The organism is Mesorhizobium sp. M4B.F.Ca.ET.143.01.1.1, assembly GCF_004792275.1.
Lineage (GTDB): Bacteria > Pseudomonadota > Alphaproteobacteria > Rhizobiales > Rhizobiaceae > Mesorhizobium > Mesorhizobium abyssinicae.
The window spans coordinates 330,604-346,632 of the sequence record NZ_SRSR01000003.1 but is presented as its reverse complement, the minus strand read 5'-3'; the positions used below and the strand labels follow the sequence as shown (position 1 = coordinate 346,632).

14 protein-coding genes are annotated in these 16,029 nt (G+C 64.2%); 3 read left to right on the top strand and 11 right to left on the bottom strand.

Features of this window, described 5'->3' with window-relative positions; all coding sequences use genetic code 11:
• The 6 genes from EN786_RS08995 to EN786_RS08970 all read right to left on the bottom strand — a co-directional run bounded on the left by EN786_RS08995 (position 1) and on the right by EN786_RS08970 (position 5,369).
• Entirely contained in the window at positions 1 to 378 is a 378-nt protein-coding gene (locus EN786_RS08995) for a DoxX family protein (RefSeq protein ID WP_127312123.1), read from the bottom strand.
• 64 nt (positions 379 to 442) lie between these two features.
• Positions 443 to 901, bottom strand: coding sequence for a carboxymuconolactone decarboxylase family protein (locus EN786_RS08990; RefSeq protein WP_127312122.1), 459 nt, complete (start codon positions 899 to 901; stop codon positions 443 to 445).
• Positions 902 to 906: 5 nt separating this feature from the next.
• Positions 907 to 1,443: an Rrf2 family transcriptional regulator gene (locus tag EN786_RS08985; protein WP_127312121.1), complete on the bottom strand. Its 537-nt coding sequence runs from the start codon at positions 1,441 to 1,443 to the stop codon at positions 907 to 909.
• Between the two features lie 397 nt (positions 1,444 to 1,840).
• Complete coding sequence (gene preA / locus EN786_RS08980) at positions 1,841 to 3,154, bottom strand: NAD-dependent dihydropyrimidine dehydrogenase subunit PreA (protein ID WP_135908232.1); 1,314 nt, start codon at positions 3,152 to 3,154, stop codon at positions 1,841 to 1,843.
• Positions 3,155 to 3,156: 2 nt separating this feature from the next.
• A complete protein-coding gene (locus EN786_RS08975) occupies positions 3,157 to 4,521 on the bottom strand; it encodes an NAD(P)-dependent oxidoreductase (RefSeq protein WP_127391213.1) in 1,365 nt (454 codons plus the stop codon).
• Between the two features lie 113 nt (positions 4,522 to 4,634).
• A complete protein-coding gene (locus tag EN786_RS08970) occupies positions 4,635 to 5,369 on the bottom strand; it encodes a gamma-glutamylcyclotransferase (RefSeq protein ID WP_127311137.1) in 735 nt (244 codons plus the stop codon).
• Between the two features lie 175 nt (positions 5,370 to 5,544).
• On the opposite strand from EN786_RS08970, the gene EN786_RS08965 reads away from it, so the two are divergent.
• A complete protein-coding gene (locus EN786_RS08965) occupies positions 5,545 to 6,324 on the top strand; it encodes a VOC family protein (protein WP_127311136.1) in 780 nt (259 codons plus the stop codon).
• Positions 6,325 to 6,464: 140 nt separating this feature from the next.
• Here EN786_RS08965 and EN786_RS08960 read toward each other — a convergent pair whose 3' ends face one another.
• Complete coding sequence (locus EN786_RS08960; protein WP_127311138.1) at positions 6,465 to 6,953, bottom strand: hypothetical protein; 489 nt, start codon at positions 6,951 to 6,953, stop codon at positions 6,465 to 6,467.
• 196 nt (positions 6,954 to 7,149) lie between these two features.
• Here EN786_RS08960 and EN786_RS08955 point away from each other — a divergent pair, with 196 nt between their 5' ends.
• On the top strand, positions 7,150 to 7,542 hold the full coding sequence (locus EN786_RS08955) for a DoxX family protein (protein WP_127311135.1): 393 nt from the start codon (positions 7,150 to 7,152) through the stop codon (positions 7,540 to 7,542).
• Positions 7,543 to 7,568: 26 nt separating this feature from the next.
• On the opposite strand, the gene EN786_RS08950 is transcribed toward EN786_RS08955, so the two are convergent.
• Positions 7,569 to 9,995: an FAD-dependent oxidoreductase gene (locus EN786_RS08950; protein ID WP_127284825.1), complete on the bottom strand. Its 2,427-nt coding sequence runs from the start codon at positions 9,993 to 9,995 to the stop codon at positions 7,569 to 7,571.
• A gap of 77 nt (positions 9,996 to 10,072) precedes the next feature.
• Complete coding sequence (locus tag EN786_RS08945; protein ID WP_145972924.1) at positions 10,073 to 11,611, bottom strand: trimethylamine methyltransferase family protein; 1,539 nt, start codon at positions 11,609 to 11,611, stop codon at positions 10,073 to 10,075.
• A gap of 217 nt (positions 11,612 to 11,828) precedes the next feature.
• On the opposite strand from EN786_RS08945, the gene EN786_RS08940 reads away from it, so the two are divergent.
• Positions 11,829 to 12,425: a transglycosylase SLT domain-containing protein gene (locus EN786_RS08940; RefSeq protein WP_127284823.1), complete on the top strand. Its 597-nt coding sequence runs from the start codon at positions 11,829 to 11,831 to the stop codon at positions 12,423 to 12,425.
• Positions 12,426 to 12,437: 12 nt separating this feature from the next.
• On the opposite strand, the gene EN786_RS08935 is transcribed toward EN786_RS08940, so the two are convergent.
• On the bottom strand, positions 12,438 to 14,768 hold the full coding sequence (locus tag EN786_RS08935) for an ABC transporter ATP-binding protein (protein WP_127391207.1): 2,331 nt from the start codon (positions 14,766 to 14,768) through the stop codon (positions 12,438 to 12,440).
• 97 nt (positions 14,769 to 14,865) lie between these two features.
• Positions 14,866 to 16,023, bottom strand: coding sequence for an ABC transporter permease (locus tag EN786_RS08930; protein WP_127284821.1), 1,158 nt, complete (start codon positions 16,021 to 16,023; stop codon positions 14,866 to 14,868).
• Positions 16,024 to 16,029 lie beyond the last annotated feature (6 nt).

Here is a 16,029-nt window from a genome sequence, read left to right as displayed (position 1 = left end):
TCAAAGCGGCTGCGCCATCAGCGCCAGGAACCCTCCGGCCAGCGCAACATTGGCGACAAAGCCGTTGATCCGCGCCGCTCGCTCAGGGCCCTGATGATCCCAGAAATTGTCGAACATGATCGTTGCGACGACCAGAAACAGGATAAGGCAAGCAGCCCCAAGTGTCGCCCAGACGCCCGCCACGATCAGGCCGCCGGCGACGACCTGCAGGAGGATGCCGAGCCACAGCGCCAGCCCCGCCTGCGGCACGCCGCGTTCGGTCATCAATTTGGTCAGGAACGCCCTGTTCTGGATGTTGCGCAAGCCGGCAAAGACAAAGGCGCCGCCAAGCAGCAGTCGCGCGGCAAGCAGAATCTCGTTCTGAAAATTTGCAAACATGTCATTGATCTCGCGATAAAAAGGCGCGGGGCCGATCTCCCGGCCCGCGCGCTGGCTCGATGGCTCAGGCAGCTTTCGCCGCCTGCGTCGGATGAATGGCCTGGAACGGGACGCAAAGCCGGTTCCAGGTGTTGATCATGCCGATCGCGACCGACAGCTTGACCAATTCCTCTTCCGAAAAATGCGTGAGCGTACGGGCATAGAGCTCGTCCGAGACGCCGTTCTCGGAAATCTTCGTCACCGCTTCGGTCCAGGCGAGCGCGGCACGCTCGCGTTCGGAAAACAGCGGCGATTCCTTCCAGGCGGCGACAAGATAGAGCCGCTGCTCGCTCTCGCCGTCCTGCCGCGCTTCGCGGCTGTGCATGTCGACGCAGAAGGAGCAGCCGTTGATCTGCGAGGCCCTGAGCTTGATCAGATGCAGCAGGCTCACCTCCAGCCCGCATTCGTCGACCGCCTTGTTGAGCGCCGACACCGCCTTCATGATCTCGGGCGCCTTGGCGAAGAATTGCAGCCTCTGTTTCATGGTTCTTACCTTTCACTCTTGCTTGGGGGAACTTGGTTTGGATGAACCTTCTGCGGCCGCTGATAACGGGCAACGAAGGCGCATCCCGCCGCGACCGAGCGCGGATCGGCCTCGCTGACGTAGTCAGCCACGATCGCCGACAGCCTGACCTCGGCGAGCGCCGCCCGGTAGGCGCGCTCGGCCTTGAGCATCGCGGCATTGATGCCGCATGGCTTCACATAGGCCGAAGCATCGAGCCGCACAGGGCCCCGCTGGCGGATCTCGCCGCAGCGGAAGGCAGGTTCCCTGCCCTCGACGGCGAGCACGATGTCGAGCAGCGTGATGCGCTCGGACGGCTTCGCCAGACGGTAGCCGCCGGCCGGTCCCGGCACCGATTCCAGAATGCCCGCGGCCGTCAGCATGTTGAGATGCTTGAGCAGATAGCTCGGCGACACACCGAAGGCCTCCGCCAAGGCGGCGCCCGGCATCGTCGCGGCGCCATCCACCCCGGCGAGCATCGCGGCGCAGTGGATCGCCGCCTCGACGCCTTCTCCCAGTTTCATGATGCCACGCTCCAGTTCATGGATATCTTTTATCGTGGATATTTTTAATCTGCAATAGGACTTTTCAACCCGCTATGGGTCCGTAGATGAAGTGGAATTTCTACGAAGGCCGCCGCCGCCCCTCACCTGCCTGCCGGCATCCTCTCCCCGTACAGGGACGGGGAGAGGGGCGCTCTCGTCGCCGGTTTCGCCAAACACCGGCATTGCAGGAAAAGCGCCGAGGTTGCGGCTAGCTCCTTCTCCCCGTCACTATACGGGGAGAAGGTGCCCGAAGGGCGGATGAGGGGCAGCGCTGACTTCGACAGTTGACGGTCGTGCGTAAAGAATGACGACCGTGCACACAAAAATCGCCCCGCGCGAGCACGGGGCGATTTGGCCAAGCCGATAAGGAAGAAGCCTATTCCGCCGCTGCCTTGGCCATCGGATTGTTCGGGTGCGTCGTCCAGTTGGCATAGACCGGCGACACCGGCTTGCCGGTGCGCTCGTCCATCGCGCCGACGGCCAGCGGCTCCATGGTGATGCAGCCCTCGACCGGGCAGACATTGACGCAGAGATTGCAGCCGACGCACTCGGCCTCGATCACCTCGAAATGCCTTGCGCCATTGACCATGTTGGTGATCGCCTGGTGCGAGGTGTCCTCGCAGGCGATGTGGCAGCGGCCGCATTTGATGCAGGCATCCTGGTCGATACGCGCCTTGGCGACATAGTTGAGGTTGAGATACTGCCAGTCGGTGACGTTGGGCGTGGCGCGGCCGACGATGTCGGCGAGCGAGGCGTGGCCCTTCTCGTCCATCCAGTTCTCGAGGCCCGCGATCATCTCCTGTACGATCTTGAAGCCGTAGGTCATCGCCGCCGTGCAGACCTGCACATTGGCGGCGCCGAGCGCCATGAATTCCGCCGCGTCGCGCCATGTGGTGATGCCGCCGATGCCGGAGATCGGCAGGCCGCGGGTCTCGGCATCGCGCGCGATCTCGGCCACCATGTTCATGGCGATCGGCTTCACCGCCGGGCCGCAATAGCCGCCATGCGAGCCCTTGCCGTCGATGGTCGGCTGCGGCGCGAAACTGTCGAGATCGACGCCTGTGATCGAATTGATGGTGTTGATCAGCGACACCGCGTCGGTGCCGCCGGCATGTGCCGCGCGAGCCGGCTTGCGGATGTCGGTGATGTTGGGCGTCAGCTTGGTGATGACCGGCATGCGGGTGTTTGCCTTGCACCAGCGCACCACCATTTCGATATATTCCGGCACCTGGCCGACCGCCGAGCCCATGCCGCGTTCCGACATACCGTGCGGGCAGCCGAAATTGAGCTCGATACCGTCGGCTCCGGTCTCCTCGACCACCGGCAGGATCGCCTTCCAGCTTTCCTCGACGCAGGGCACCATCAGCGAGACGACGACGGCGCGGTCCGGCCAGTCCTGCTTGACCTGCTTGATCTCGCGCAGATTGGTCTGCAGCTCGCGGTCGGTGATCAGCTCGATGTTGTTGAGGCCGAGCAGGCGGCGGTCGGCGCCCCAGATCGCGCCGTAGCGCGGGCCGTTGACGTTGACCACCGGCGGCCCCTCCTCGCCGAGCGTCTTCCAGACCACGCCGCCCCAGCCCGCCTGGAAGGCGCGGATGACATTGTAGGCCTTGTCGGTCGGCGGCGCCGAGGCCAGCCAGAACGGATTGGGCGACTTGATGCCGACGAAATTGTTCCTGATATCTGCCATGCTCATGCCCTCCCGTTAGAGGTCAGTGCCCGGTTGATGCTTTCGGCCGCGTCGCGGCCTTGCGCCACCGCCGAAACGGTGAGGTCGTCGCCGCCGAAGATGCAGTCGCCGCCGGCCCAAACCTTGGCCAGCGAGGTGCGGCCCTCGGCATCGACCTTGATGCGGCCGCCTTCCAGCTCGATCTCGGCGCCGCTGCCGTTCAGCGCGGCCGGGACAAAGCTCTGGCCGATCGCCTTGAACACCTGGTCGGCCGCGAGCGTGAGCCGCTCGCCGGTGCCGGCCAGCTTGTCACCGTCCATCGCCGTATATTCGAGCTCGATCGCCGACACCTTGCCGTTCTCGGCGATGACGCGCTTGGGCTGCAGCCAGTGGCGGATGGTGACGCCATTGGCAGCGGCCAGATCCTGCTCGAAGCCGGAGGCATTCATGTGCGCCTGGCCGCGCCGGTAGCAGATCGTCACCTCCTCGGCGCCGAGCAGCTTCGACTGCACCGCGGCGTCGATCGCCGTCATGCCGCCGCCGATGACGACGACGCGCCGGCCGACCGGCAGGCCGGAAAGATCGCTGGCCTGACGCAGTTCGGCGATGAACTCCACCGCGTTGGTGACCCCATCGCTGCCCTCGCCGTCGGTGCGCAGCGCGTTGACGCCGCCAAGCCCCATGCCGAGGAACACGGCATCGTAGTTCCGGATCAGGTCGGAGAGCTGGTAGTCGCGGCCGAGCGCCTTGCCGTTCTGGATGTCGATGCCGCCGATCGCGGTGACGTAGTCGACCTCGGCCTGGGCGAAATTGTCGACGCTCTTGTAGGCGGCGATGCCGTATTCGTTGAGGCCCCCGGCCTTCGGCCGCGCCTCAAGGATGGTCACGTCATGGCCATGGCGCGCGAGCCTGTGCGCGGCGGCAAGCCCGGCCGGCCCGGCGCCGACGACGGCGACAGATTTTCCGGTCGGTTCGGCGCGCGCATAGAACTGCCTGTCCTCGCTCATTGCGACATCGGTGGCGTAGCGCTGCAGCCGGCCGATCTGCACCGGCTTGCCCTCGGCCACCTCGCGCACGCAGACTTCCTCGCAAAGCGTCTCGGTCGGGCAGACGCGGGCGCACATGCCGCCAAGGATGTTCTGGTCGAAGATGGTCTTGGCCGAGCCGAGCGGATTGCCGGTCGAGATCTGGCGGATGAACAGCGGAATGTCGATCGAGGTCGGGCACGCATTCATGCACGGCGCATCGTAGCAGAAATAGCAGCGATCGCTTTCGACCAGCGCCTCGTGATGGTCGAGCGGCGGATGCAGGTCGGAAAAATTGTCGGCATACTGTTCGGACGACAGCCGGCCGCCGGCTATGCCCTCTTTGAAATGACCAGTCGCCATTCCGGTTCCCCTTGTTTTGTTTTGGGGAAGGCTAGCACGTTTTATTTTTTTATCAATTGGTCAATTTTCGGCCAAGTCGCTGAAAAGGCTCTATAAAAACATGATAATTATACTCATGTTATGGCAAGCACGGAGGGCTCGAATGACCCGGCGCTTTCGCTGCCCGGGCCATGGATCGACCTGATCTCGTCCGCGACCAGTTCCTGGAGCCGCCACAGATTGCGGTCGTGGATGCCGAACGTCTCGAGGTGACTGACGGTGTTGTAGAGATATTCGGCGCCGGAGCCGACATGGCCGCAGGCACGGGCCAGCACATGCGCCACCGTCTCCAGCGGCTGCCCGAGCGAGGTACCCCTGCCGGTCACCCCGACCCAAAAGCCCAGCGCCTTGCGCGGCCCCTGCGCGGTGCGCACCGGAACCCAGCGGACCGAGGCGACGCTTTCGTGATCATCGATCTCGCGCCGCAGCAGCCTTTCGATCTGGGCCGGCTTGTCACCGTCCGGCAGGCGATAGATGACGCCGTCGCAGCGGCCACCCCGTTCCAGCGCCATCATCAGCCCGGGCTGCGCGGCGCTGCCGCGCCAGCGAACCATGTCGAGGCAGAACGACCGATGCCAGCCATGGGCCGAGGCGCGCTGCTGCTCGACGGAATCGAAGGCCGGCTTCCAGATCAGCGAGCCATAGGCGAACACCCACAGCGGCCCTTCGTCGGCTTCGCCTGACAGACGCTCGGCAAGCGCGCGGAAATCATCGTCGTTCAATTGCGTCCAGCTGCCGTCCGGACCTGGATCGGCTTCCTCCCGATGACAGAGCGCCACAAGCTCCGGCGTGAGCGACATCTGCCGCATGGATCGTGATCCCCTCATTGACGGACAAGCAAAGGCGAAAACCGCATGGCGCGCAAGATTGCAGGCACAGTGCCTTGCCGCCGTCGATTTCCGGCCCATGTCGGATTCCTGTCGCCGGGATCGTCCTAAGATCGGTCACGAGACGATCAACCGAGGAAACCGAAGGAGCATGACGATGCCGAAATCCCCGATGCCGTTCTTCTGGTACGAGTTGATGACCACCGACCTCGACGCCGCCGAGGCCTTCTACACAGCCGTTGTCGGCTGGAAGGGGCAACCCTTCGATACCTCGCCCGGCATGCCGCGCTACATCGTCATGAATGTCGGCGAGCGCGGCGTCGCGGGCTTGATGACGCTGCCCGAGGATGCCGCCAAGATGGGCATGCCGCCCGCCTGGCTCGGCTATATCCATAGCAAGGATGCCGACGGCGCGACCGCGTCGCTCAAGGACGCGGGCGGCACCGTGCACCGCGCACCCGACGACATTCCGGGCGTCGGGCGCTTCGCCGTCGTTGCCGATCCGCAAGGCGCGACCTTCATGTTCCTGCAGCCGAACCAGCCCGATCAGCCGCCGGTGCCGGCGCGAACGCCAGGCCACATCGGCTGGCATGAGCTCTACACGACGGACTGGACGGCAGCCTTCGATTTCTATGCCGAGCAGTTCGGCTGGACAAAGGCCGGCGACTTCGACATGGGCCCGGCGATGGGCACCTACCAGGTCTTCGCTTTTGGCGGCGAGCCCGTCGGCGGCATGATGAATAAGCCCGAACAGATCCCTGTGCCGGTCTGGCAGTTCTACTTCAACGTCGCCGCCATCGACGCCGCGGCCAAGCGCGTGACCGACAATGGCGGCAAGGTTATCATGGGCCCAATGGAGGTGCCCGGCGGCGATTGGATCGTGCAATGCACGGATCCGCAAGGCGCGCATTTCGCGCTCATCGCGCCGATGCGGTAAAACCACCGCATTGCGATTGGTGAAAGCGGCAGCAACAGCCGATCTCCCGCTTGGGCGGATTGTCCGGCCCTCCTCCGCAACTACTGCGGAGGACGGGCAAGACAGAGAGGGCGCCGTCCCGCCGACCTCACCCTAGTGCGTTACTCCGGCGTCAGAACGGCGACTTTGAGGTCGGCCTTCTTGCTGCCGCTGAGCTGGACGGTGGCCGGGCCGGCCGACAGCTTGAAGCGCACGCTCTTGCGAATGCCCGGGCAGGTCTTCACACCGCTGAACCCAGCCGACTTCACGGCATGGCCGTCCTGCACGATATCGATCCAGGCCTCATCCGACAGGCTAACCTGCAGCTCTCCTTCAGGCGGCACGACGATGCTTGCGGTCGCGCCGAACGTGCCGGCTGCCGGCGCACGGTCCGGTGGCACTTCAAAACTGACCGTGTCGACCGCTGCGAGCGTGAAATCCATCGCCTGGCCGACCGTCAGGGCAGCGCCGGACTGCGCGGCCGGCGCTGCCGCAAACAGTGCCTGCTCGCGTGCCACCAGCCATTTGAAGGCATCACAGCCGCTGTCGGCAGCCATGGCGAAGCTGGTGCCTGCAAGGATTGCGAACAGGCTGATGACGATTGTTTTCATGGCGAAGGGAACTCGGATGGTTGGCATACCGGCATCAATACAACCATAGCGATAATTATGCAACCATGAAGGGAAATATTTTTGGGAGATGAAACCATTTTCACTCACCGATTGTTGAAGGCAGGGCATCGGAAGTGAGTGGTCCATTGCCGGGCGATATTTTATGGCCAGGCGGGGAGGCAAAATGGAGTTTTAGATGAAGCTTTTCGAAGGTCTTTCCCAGTACCGGCCACAGGCGCTCGGCGTGCTGCGCATCGTGACTGCGCTGCAATTCATCGAGCATGGCACCCAGAAACTGTTCAATTTCCCTGTCGGCGAGCACGCTGGTGCCTTGAGCGGGTTGCCTCTGGCTGCCGGCATCCTTGAATTCGCCGGCGGCATCCTTCTGGCCCTGGGGTTGTTCACCAGGCCGGTGGCGTTCCTTCTGGCTGGCGAGATGGCGATCGCCTATTTCATGGCGCATGCGCCGCGCGACTTCTTCCCGGTCAACAATGGCGGCGACTCGGCGATCTCGTTCTGCTTCATCTTCCTCTATCTGGTGTTTGCCGGCGCCGGCGCCTTCGCGCTGGACAACCGCCGCAACGCGTGACCTGCGAAACGGATGCGCGCCTGGTTTCAGGCGCGCATCCGCTCGAAATTGGCGTCGAACAGCGGCGCCGATTGGATGCGCGCGCCATGGCGCTTGCCCAGAATCTCGATCTCGAAGCCGTCGGCCTCGTCGGCGATCTCCTTCGGCACATAGCCCATGGCGACCGACCTTTTCGCGTGATGCGCGTAGCCGCCCGAGGTGACCCAGCCGCGCACGGTGCCGTCGAACCAGATCGGCTCGTCGCCGATGACGTCGGCATCATCCGCCTCGACGATGAAGGCGCGCAGCCGGAGCTTGCCGCCCTGCTTGCGTTCGGCCAGTGCCGCCGCCTTGCCGATGAAGTCCGCCTCCTTGCCGTAGGCCACGAAGCGGTCGAGGCCGGCCTCCAGCGGCCCGTAGATCGGCCGGTACTCGCGCGCCCATGAGCCATTGTTTTTCTCCAGCCGCAGCGCATTGAGCGCGCGCGACCCGAACAGGCCGATGCCGAATTCCTCGCCCGCCGCCATCAACGCCCCGAAGGCGGCGCGCTGATACTCCGGCGCCACCCAGATCTCGTAGCCGAGATCGCCGGTATAGCTGACGCGGCCGACCAGGCACGGCGCCATGCCGATGTCCATCCTGGCCACCACCATGAAGGGGAATGCGGCGTTGGCGACATCCGCGCGCGTCACTTTCGCCAGAACATCCCGCGCCTTCGGTCCGGCGATGGCCAGCCCGGTCAACTTCTGTCCCAGCGCCTCGATGCGCACCGAACCGTTCTTCGGCAGATGCGCCTCGAACCAGCGCATATGGTATTGCTCGGCGATGCCGGAGCCGGCGATGAACCACTCGCCGTCGTCGATGTTGGCCAGCGTGAAATCGCCGATCAGCCTGCCGTCATTCTTCAGCATCGGCGCCAGCGTCATGCGGCCGCGCTTCGGCAGCTTGCAGGCCAGCATGCGGTCGAGCCAGGCGGCTGCGCCCTCGCCGGTCACCGCGTATTTGGCGAAGTTGGAAATCTCCGCCAGGCCGACGCCGCCGCGCACCGCCGCCACTTCCTTCGCGACATGGTCGAAATCGCTCGAGCGCCGCCAAGAGAACTCGTCCCTGACGCCGTCAGGGGCATACCAGAGCGGCACCTCCAGCCCGTAGGACACGCCCCATTGCGCGCCCTTGGCCGAGAGGGCGTCATAGACCGGCGTCGTCTTCAGCGGCCGTCCGGCCGGCAGTTCCTCGTTGGGGAAGCGGATCGAGAAGCGCCGCGAATAATTTTCGCGCACCTTGGCATTGGTGTAGGCCATTGTCGCCCAGTCGCCGTAGCGCGCGACATCCATGGCCCAGATGTCGGCGCCGGGGTCGCCCTCGATCATCCAGTTGGACAGCGCCAGCCCGACGCCACCACCCTGCGAGAAACCAGCCATGACGCCGCAGGCGACCCAGAAGCCCGGCAGGCCACGCACCGGCCCGACCAGCGGATTGCCATCCGGCGCGAAGGTGAAGGGGCCGTTGATGATCTGCTTGATGCCGGTGTTCTGGAAGGCGGGGAAATGCCGGAAGCCGACTTCCAGCGACGGCGCGATGCGATCGATGTCCGGCTCCAGCAGTTCATGGCCGAAATTCCACGGGGTCTGGAACTCGGACCACGGCTTGTTGGCCTTCTCGTAGGTACCCATCAGCATGCCGCCGCGCTCCTGGCGCAGATAGAGCTCGCCGTCGAAATCGACCGCATGGATGATCTCGGTGCCGGTCCTCTGGTTCCAGGCGGCGACCTCGGGCATGTCCTCGGTGATCAGGTACATGTGCTCCATGGCGAGCACCGGCAGTTCGAGGCCGACCATGCGGCCGACCTCGCGCGCCCACAGGCCGCCGGCATTGACGACATGCTCGGCCACCACCTCGCCCTTGTTGGTGATGACGCGCCATGAGCCGTCGGGCCGGCGCACGATGTCCTCGACCTTGGTGAAGCGCTCGACCTCCGCACCCAGTTTCCGGGCCGCCTTGGCATAGGCATGCGTCACGCCGGACGGATCGAGATGCCCGTCCTCCTTGTTGCGCACGGCGCCGACGAATTGCTTTGGATCGAGCAGCGGCATCAGCTCGGCTGCTTCGTTGGGCGAGATCTCTTCTAGGTCGATGCCGAGATAGCGGCCCTTGGCGACGACACCGCGCAGCCAGTCGAGCCGCGCCTCGGTTGCCGCCAGCAGCACGCCGCCGGTCAGGTGCACGCCGGTCGCCTGGCCGGACAATTCCTCGATCTCCTTGTAGAGCGAGATCGTGTATTTCTGCAGCTTGGCGACGTTGGGGTCGCCATTGATGGTGTGCATGCCGCCGGCCGCGTGCCAGGTCGAGCCCGAGGTCAGTTCGTCGCGCTCCAGCAGTACGACATCGGTCCAGCCGTGGCGAGCCAGATGGAACAGCACCGAGCATCCGACGACACCGCCGCCAATGACCACGACCTTTGCATGCGATTTCATGGGTTTTTTCTCGTTAATTCAGCGGTTTAGGAAGATAAGATGAATCGGAAAGGCAGCGCCTCGCGCCGGCGCTGAAGTCACGGCTCGCCCTGCCCGATCGCTTCCTTGCGGCGCGCCATATAGGCTTCGAGCGCCTCGCGCACGGCAGGATCCATCGCCGGCTCAGCATACTCCTCCAGCGCCTTCTTCCACAGCCGCGTTGCGCGCGCGGTCGCGTCGAGGCCACCGGCTTCCTGCCAGGCTTCGTAATTCTGCCAGTTGGAAAGCATCGGCTGGTAGAAGGCGGTGGCGTAGCGCTCCAGCGTATGCGGCTCGCCGAAGAAATGGCCGCCGGTCGGCACCGCGCCCAATGCCTCGACCGCGAGCTCCCCTTCGTCGACAACGATCGGGCGCAGAAACTCCATCATGTGCTGGATCATCTCGACGTCGATGATGAACTTCTCGAACGATGCCGTCAGCCCGCCCTCCTGCCAGCCGGCGGCGTGGTAGACGAGGTTGCCGTGGCCGAGCACCGCGCCCCATAGCGCCATCAGCGTCTCGTAGGCGCCTTGCGCGTCGGCGGCGTTGGAGGCCGAACCCGGCGTCGTGCGGTACGGCAAATCATAGCGCCGCGCCAGTTGCCCGGAGGCGATATTGGCCTTGGTATTTTCCGGCGTGCCGAAAGCCGGGGCGCCCGACCTCATGTCGACATTGGAAGTGAAGGCGCCATACATGACCGGCGCGCCGGGCCGGACGAGCTGCGTCAGCACGACGCCGAACAGCGCCTCGGCGTTCTGCTGCGCCAGCGCGCCGGCCAGCGTCACCGGGCTCATCGCCCCCATCAGCGTGAACGGCGTCACCGCCACCGACTGGCCGAACTCGGCCATGGTCATCAGACCCTCGGCCATCATCTCGTCAAAACGGCGCGGCGAGTTGACCGAGATGATGGTGGCGATGCCCGGGTCGTCGCGCATCTGATCAAGCGTCAGCCCCCGCGCGATCGCCATCATCTCGATGCCGTCGAGCGCCCTCCCCCGGCCAATCGCCGAGACATGGAAGCATTTGTCGGTCAGCGTCAGGTTGGCGAAGTAGGTGTCGAGATGGCGCGAATTGGCCGGCAGTTCGATCGGCGCGCAAACCTGGTTGCCGAGCATGTGGACGCAGTTGAAATGCTGCGCCAGCCGCACGAGGTCTTGATAGTCGCGCAAATTGCCGGCGCGGCGGCCACGCTCCATGTCGTGCACGTTGGGCGGCCCGGCGACGAGCGTGAAATTGATCGTGTTGCCGCCGAGATGGATGGCGTGGGCCGAGTTGCGTGGGGTAAGCGCGTAGCTGGCACGCGTCGTCTTCAGTGCCTCGGCGACCATGCCGCGATCGATGCGGACATTCATCGATGCGTGATCGACCCTGGCACCCGCCTTTTCGAACAGCGCCAGCGCCCGTGGGCTCATCACCTCGATGCCGAAATTTTCAAGGATGTGCATCGAGGCTTCATGGATCGCCTCGATCTGGTCGGCCGAGAGCAGCGCCATCGGCGGATAGGGGTTGGTCACCCGCCTTGCCGGCAATTGCGGGATCGCGGACGGCCCCCGGTTGCTGGTTCGCTCAGTGCCGCGCTTGCGTCTTGGTTCGATCATGCCGCACATCAGAGCGCCGGCACGAAAGCGCGGCTGTCAGAAATCCGCCATTTGCAGGCGTGATTTTAGCCAAGGCGGCATTTCTGGAATTCCATTGCGACAAAAGCGACATCGAGAGTCGAAATTATAATACCGGCCCGGAGCGGCGACGATGGCTCGCCAGCCGTTAAGAAACGCCGCAAGAATCCCTTTATGTTTTCGGCCTATTCGTCTGCCGATGCGTAGGTCGAGTTTTAGTAAAATTGTAGCCGTCACCGTGCTGCTGGCGTTGGCGCTTTCGGCCTGCGCGACGCCGCCGAGCCATATCAACGACGTCTGCGCCGTCTTCGACCAGAATGACGGCTGGTTCGACAACTGGCAGGCGGCGGCCGAGCGCGCCGAGCAGAAATATGGCGTGCCGTTGCCGGTGCTGATGGCGACGGTGCGCAAGGAATCCGGCTTCAAGAGCAACGCCAGGCCGCCACGCACCAAGCTGCTCGGCTTCATTCCGTGGAAGCACGTCTCGTCGGCCACGGGCTTCTCGCAGGCGCTCGACGGCACCTGGTCGCAGTACCAGAGCGAGACCGGCAATTGGGCGGCGCGCCGCACCCGCTTTGCCGACGCGGTCGACTTCGTCGGCTGGTATCATTCCAAGACCGCCGACACCTACGGCGTCGCCCGCACCGACACCTACAATCTTTATCTCGCCTATTATCTTGGCTGGACGGCGTACGGTCGCGGCAATCGCGGCGATGCCGGCGTGCAGAACTACGCCCGCGCCACCGAGAAGATGGCGCGGGACTATGCGGCGCAGCTACGGCAATGTGGAAACTAGCCCCTTCCGGTATTAGTGCCGCCTTGTCGTATCTTTCGGCTTTTTAGCACCGGTTTCGGAAGTCTCGTCGCGCACTTTGTTGCGACGGGCTCGCATTCCAGCCTGGTCCTGCTCCACGGCCTCGCCGATCTGGTCCGCTTCGGGAGTCGACGATTTGCCACGCGGCCGGTTGGGAGCCGTTCCTGTCAAACCCGGCCCCGCGCCGTGCACATCTTCCGGCACGCCCTCATGCGCGGCGTGCTCCTTGTCGAACTTGATCACCTGATCCATCTTCGCCAGCACGTCATCGGCAAGCCAGCACAGGCTCATATGGCCGTCGCCGAGGTTCTTCACCGGCGGCACCTTGGTCTCGCACAGATTGTCCGGCACCAGCTTCTTGTAGCCGCAGCGCGTCTGGAACGGACATCCGGTCGGCGGGTTCATCGCCGACGGAATGTCGCCCTCGAGCACGATGTGCTTCTTGACCACGCTGGTATCGGCGATCGGGATCGCCGATAGCAGCGCCTCGGTATAGGGATGGTAGGGCGGCGAGAAGATCTGGTCGGTCGTCCCCTGCTCGACGATATAGCCGAGATACATGACGACGACGCGGTCGGCGATGTAGCGCACCACCGACAGATCGTGGCTGATGAACAGCATCGTCGTCTTGTTCTTGCGCTGGATGTCCATCAGCAGCTCGGTCACCGCCGCCTGCACCGAGACGTCGAGCGCCGAAACCGGCTCGTCGGCCACCACCACCTTGGCGTCACCGGCAAAGGCGCGCGCCACGCCGATGCGCTGTTTTTGGCCGCCCGAAAGCTGGCGCGGCTTGCGGGTCTCGAAGGCCCTCGGCAGCTTCACCAGGTCGAGCAGCTCCAGCATTCGCTTGCGGCGCTCGGCCACCGTCTTGCCGACATTGAATTTTTCCAGCGTGCGGATGATCTGCGAGCCGACCGAGTGGCTGGGGTTCAGCGTATCGAACGGGTTCTGGAACACCATCTGGATCGACGACACCGTCTCGACGTTGCGGCTCTCGATGCCGGTCGACTGGATCTCCTTGTTGCCGAGCGTCACGCTGCCGGAGCTCGCGGTCTCCAGCCCGAGCAGCACCTTGGCCAGCGTCGACTTTCCGCAGCCGGATTCGCCGACGATGGCCACCGTCTCGGATTCGCGCGCCTCGAAGGAGATCGTCTCGTTGGCCTTGACGACGCGGCCCTCGCTCGAGCCGAACACTTCGCTGCCGCCGACCCTGTAGTATTTCTTGAGGTCCTGGATCTTGAGCACGGGCGCGCCGGGCTCGACCTTCTCATTGACCTTCTTGGCGCCCGGTGGCAGCGCCTCCCAGTCGATCTCGTTGAAGCGCACGCAGCGCGAGAAATGGCCCTCATGGCCATCGACTGCGATCATCGGGATTTCGGCGGCGTTGCAGACGCCCTCGACGAAATGGTGGCAGCGCGGGCCGAAGTTGCAGCCCTTCGGCCGCTCGTGCGGCAACGGCAACTGGCCGGGGATCGAGATCAGCGGCCGGGAATTCTTGTCGGCGCCGGGCAGCGGGATCGAGCGGAACAGGCCTTGCGTATAGGGGTGGCGCATCCGGTCGAACACGTCCTTGATCTTGCCGGTCTCCACCGCCTCGCCCGAATACATCACCGTGATCTTGTCGCAGGTCTCCAGGATGAGGCCCAGATTGTGCGACACGAAGATCATCGAGGTGCCGAACTTCTCGCCCAGCCCCTTGACCAGGTCGACGATGCCCGCCTCCACCGTCACGTCGAGCGCCGTGGTCGGCTCGTCGAGCAGAAGCAGCGCCGGCTTCGACAACAGCGCCATGGCGATGACGATGCGCTGCTGCTGGCCGCCCGAGAGCTGGTGCGGGTAGGAGCGCATCATGCGCTCGGGATCCGGCAGCTTCACCGCGCGCACCATTTCCAGCGCTCTGCTGTAGGCCTCCTCCTTCGACACCTTGTCGTGGATCAGCGGCACTTCCATCAGCTGCTGGCCGATCTTCATCGCCGGGTTAAGGCTCGCCATCGGCTCCTGGTAGATCATGGCGATCTTGTTGCCGCGGATGGCGCGCAGCTCATCCTCGGACAATTCGCCCATGTCCTTGCCCTGGAACTTGATCTTGCCGCCGACGATCTTTCCGATATTGGAAAGGTCGCGCATGATGCCGAGCGACACGGTCGACTTGCCGCAGCCGGACTCGCCGACGATGCCCATCGCCTCGCCAGGCATGACCGTGCAGGAAAAGTCCATGACGGCCGGTATCTCGCCCTTGCGCGTGAAGAATGAGATCGACAGGTTCTCGATCTCGATGATCGGCCCAGGGGTCGGCTTGCCGGGATTTCGAACTGCCTCGTTCATGGGTCGCTCCAATCCTTGGTCTCTAGTTGAGCATGATCATATCCGAAAACCGGGTACCACTTTTCGGGATCATGCTTGGGGGCCTTCGACCCCGCCATCAATCCTTCATCGACTGTTCGCGCAGGGAATCGGCCAGAAGGTTCAGCCCCAGCACGAACGACATCAGCGCGATCGTCGGCGGCAGCGCCGGGTGGATGAAGGAGCGCAGCAGCCGGCTGGCGTCCTTGATCGCCGTGCCCCAGTCCGGGCTCTCTGGCGCCAGTCCGAGGCCGAAATAGCCGAGCGTGCCGAGCAGGATCGTGGTGTAGCCGATACGCAGGCAGGCATCGACGATCAGCGGCCCGCGGGCGTTGGGCAGGATCTCCCACAGCATGATGTACCACGGCGATTCACCGCGCGTCTGCGCCGCCGCCACATAGTCGCGCGTCTTGATGTCCATGGTCAGTCCGCGCACGATGCGGAACACGCCGGGGCTGGAAGCGAACACCACCGCCACGAAGATGTTGAGCTGGTTGGGATCGATATGCACGATCTTCAGCGGATCGGCGTCGAAGACAAGGCCGGCATAGATCCAGCCGCCGATGACGAGCGTCAGCCCGAGCAGGATATAGAGGCGGTCGGGGCGGTTCTTGTAGCGGGTCCAGAACAGCACGCTGAAGAAGATGATCGGGAACAGGAAAAACAGCCCGGCCATCGCATAGGGGATCGGCGTGTCCATGATGCCGGGCGTCACCAGCAGGTAGAACAGCAGGATCACTGGGAAGGCGAGCACCAGATTGGCGAGGAAGGACAGGAATGTGTCGATCCTGCCGCCATAGTACCCGGCCGGCAGGCCGAGCGTGATGCCGACCATCAGCGCGAAGCCGGTGGCCGCCGGCGCGATGATCAGCACGATCTGGCTGCCGAACACCATGCGCGAGAACACGTCGCGGGCGAGCTTGTCGCCGCCGAAATAGTAGATGAGCTTCGAGGTCGGCTCGATCGCGCCAGGCAGCGCGTCCTTCATCACCGGCACCTGCGCCAGCGGATCGAAGGGCGAGATGGTCGAAGCGAAGATCGCCGTGAACAGCCAGAACAGGCAGATGCCGACGCCGACGATGCCGACGCCGCTGTCGAAGAGCTGGCCGTAGAGGCCGAGCTTCTTCTTGTAGACGAAGCTCGCCCCCAGGACGATGGCGAGCGCTATCCAGACCGGCCAGAACCGCGAGATGACGCCGAGCACGACATTGAAGGCACTGATATATTCGAGCTGCATCCGCTT

Coding starts and splice junctions, on each gene's coding strand:
- EN786_RS08960 (WP_127311138.1), bottom strand. CDS start 6,953: ATGAAAACAATCGTCATCAGCCTGTTCGCAATCCTTGCAGGCACCAGC.
- EN786_RS08955 (WP_127311135.1), top strand. CDS start 7,150: ATGAAGCTTTTCGAAGGTCTTTCCCAGTACCGGCCACAGGCGCTCGGC.
- EN786_RS08965 (WP_127311136.1), top strand. CDS start 5,545: ATGCCGAAATCCCCGATGCCGTTCTTCTGGTACGAGTTGATGACCACC.
- EN786_RS08950 (WP_127284825.1), bottom strand. CDS start 9,995: ATGAAATCGCATGCAAAGGTCGTGGTCATTGGCGGCGGTGTCGTCGGA.
- EN786_RS08985 (WP_127312121.1), bottom strand. CDS start 1,443: ATGAAACTGGGAGAAGGCGTCGAGGCGGCGATCCACTGCGCCGCGATG.
- EN786_RS08940 (WP_127284823.1), top strand. CDS start 11,829: ATGCGTAGGTCGAGTTTTAGTAAAATTGTAGCCGTCACCGTGCTGCTG.
- EN786_RS08990 (WP_127312122.1), bottom strand. CDS start 901: ATGAAACAGAGGCTGCAATTCTTCGCCAAGGCGCCCGAGATCATGAAG.
- EN786_RS08995 (WP_127312123.1), bottom strand. CDS start 378: ATGTTTGCAAATTTTCAGAACGAGATTCTGCTTGCCGCGCGACTGCTG.
- preA (WP_135908232.1), bottom strand. CDS start 3,154: ATGGCAGATATCAGGAACAATTTCGTCGGCATCAAGTCGCCCAATCCG.
- EN786_RS08930 (WP_127284821.1), bottom strand. CDS start 16,023: ATGCAGCTCGAATATATCAGTGCCTTCAATGTCGTGCTCGGCGTCATC.
- EN786_RS08970 (WP_127311137.1), bottom strand. CDS start 5,369: ATGCGGCAGATGTCGCTCACGCCGGAGCTTGTGGCGCTCTGTCATCGG.
- EN786_RS08975 (WP_127391213.1), bottom strand. CDS start 4,521: ATGGCGACTGGTCATTTCAAAGAGGGCATAGCCGGCGGCCGGCTGTCG.
- EN786_RS08945 (WP_145972924.1), bottom strand. CDS start 11,611: ATGATCGAACCAAGACGCAAGCGCGGCACTGAGCGAACCAGCAACCGG.
- EN786_RS08935 (WP_127391207.1), bottom strand. CDS start 14,768: ATGAACGAGGCAGTTCGAAATCCCGGCAAGCCGACCCCTGGGCCGATC.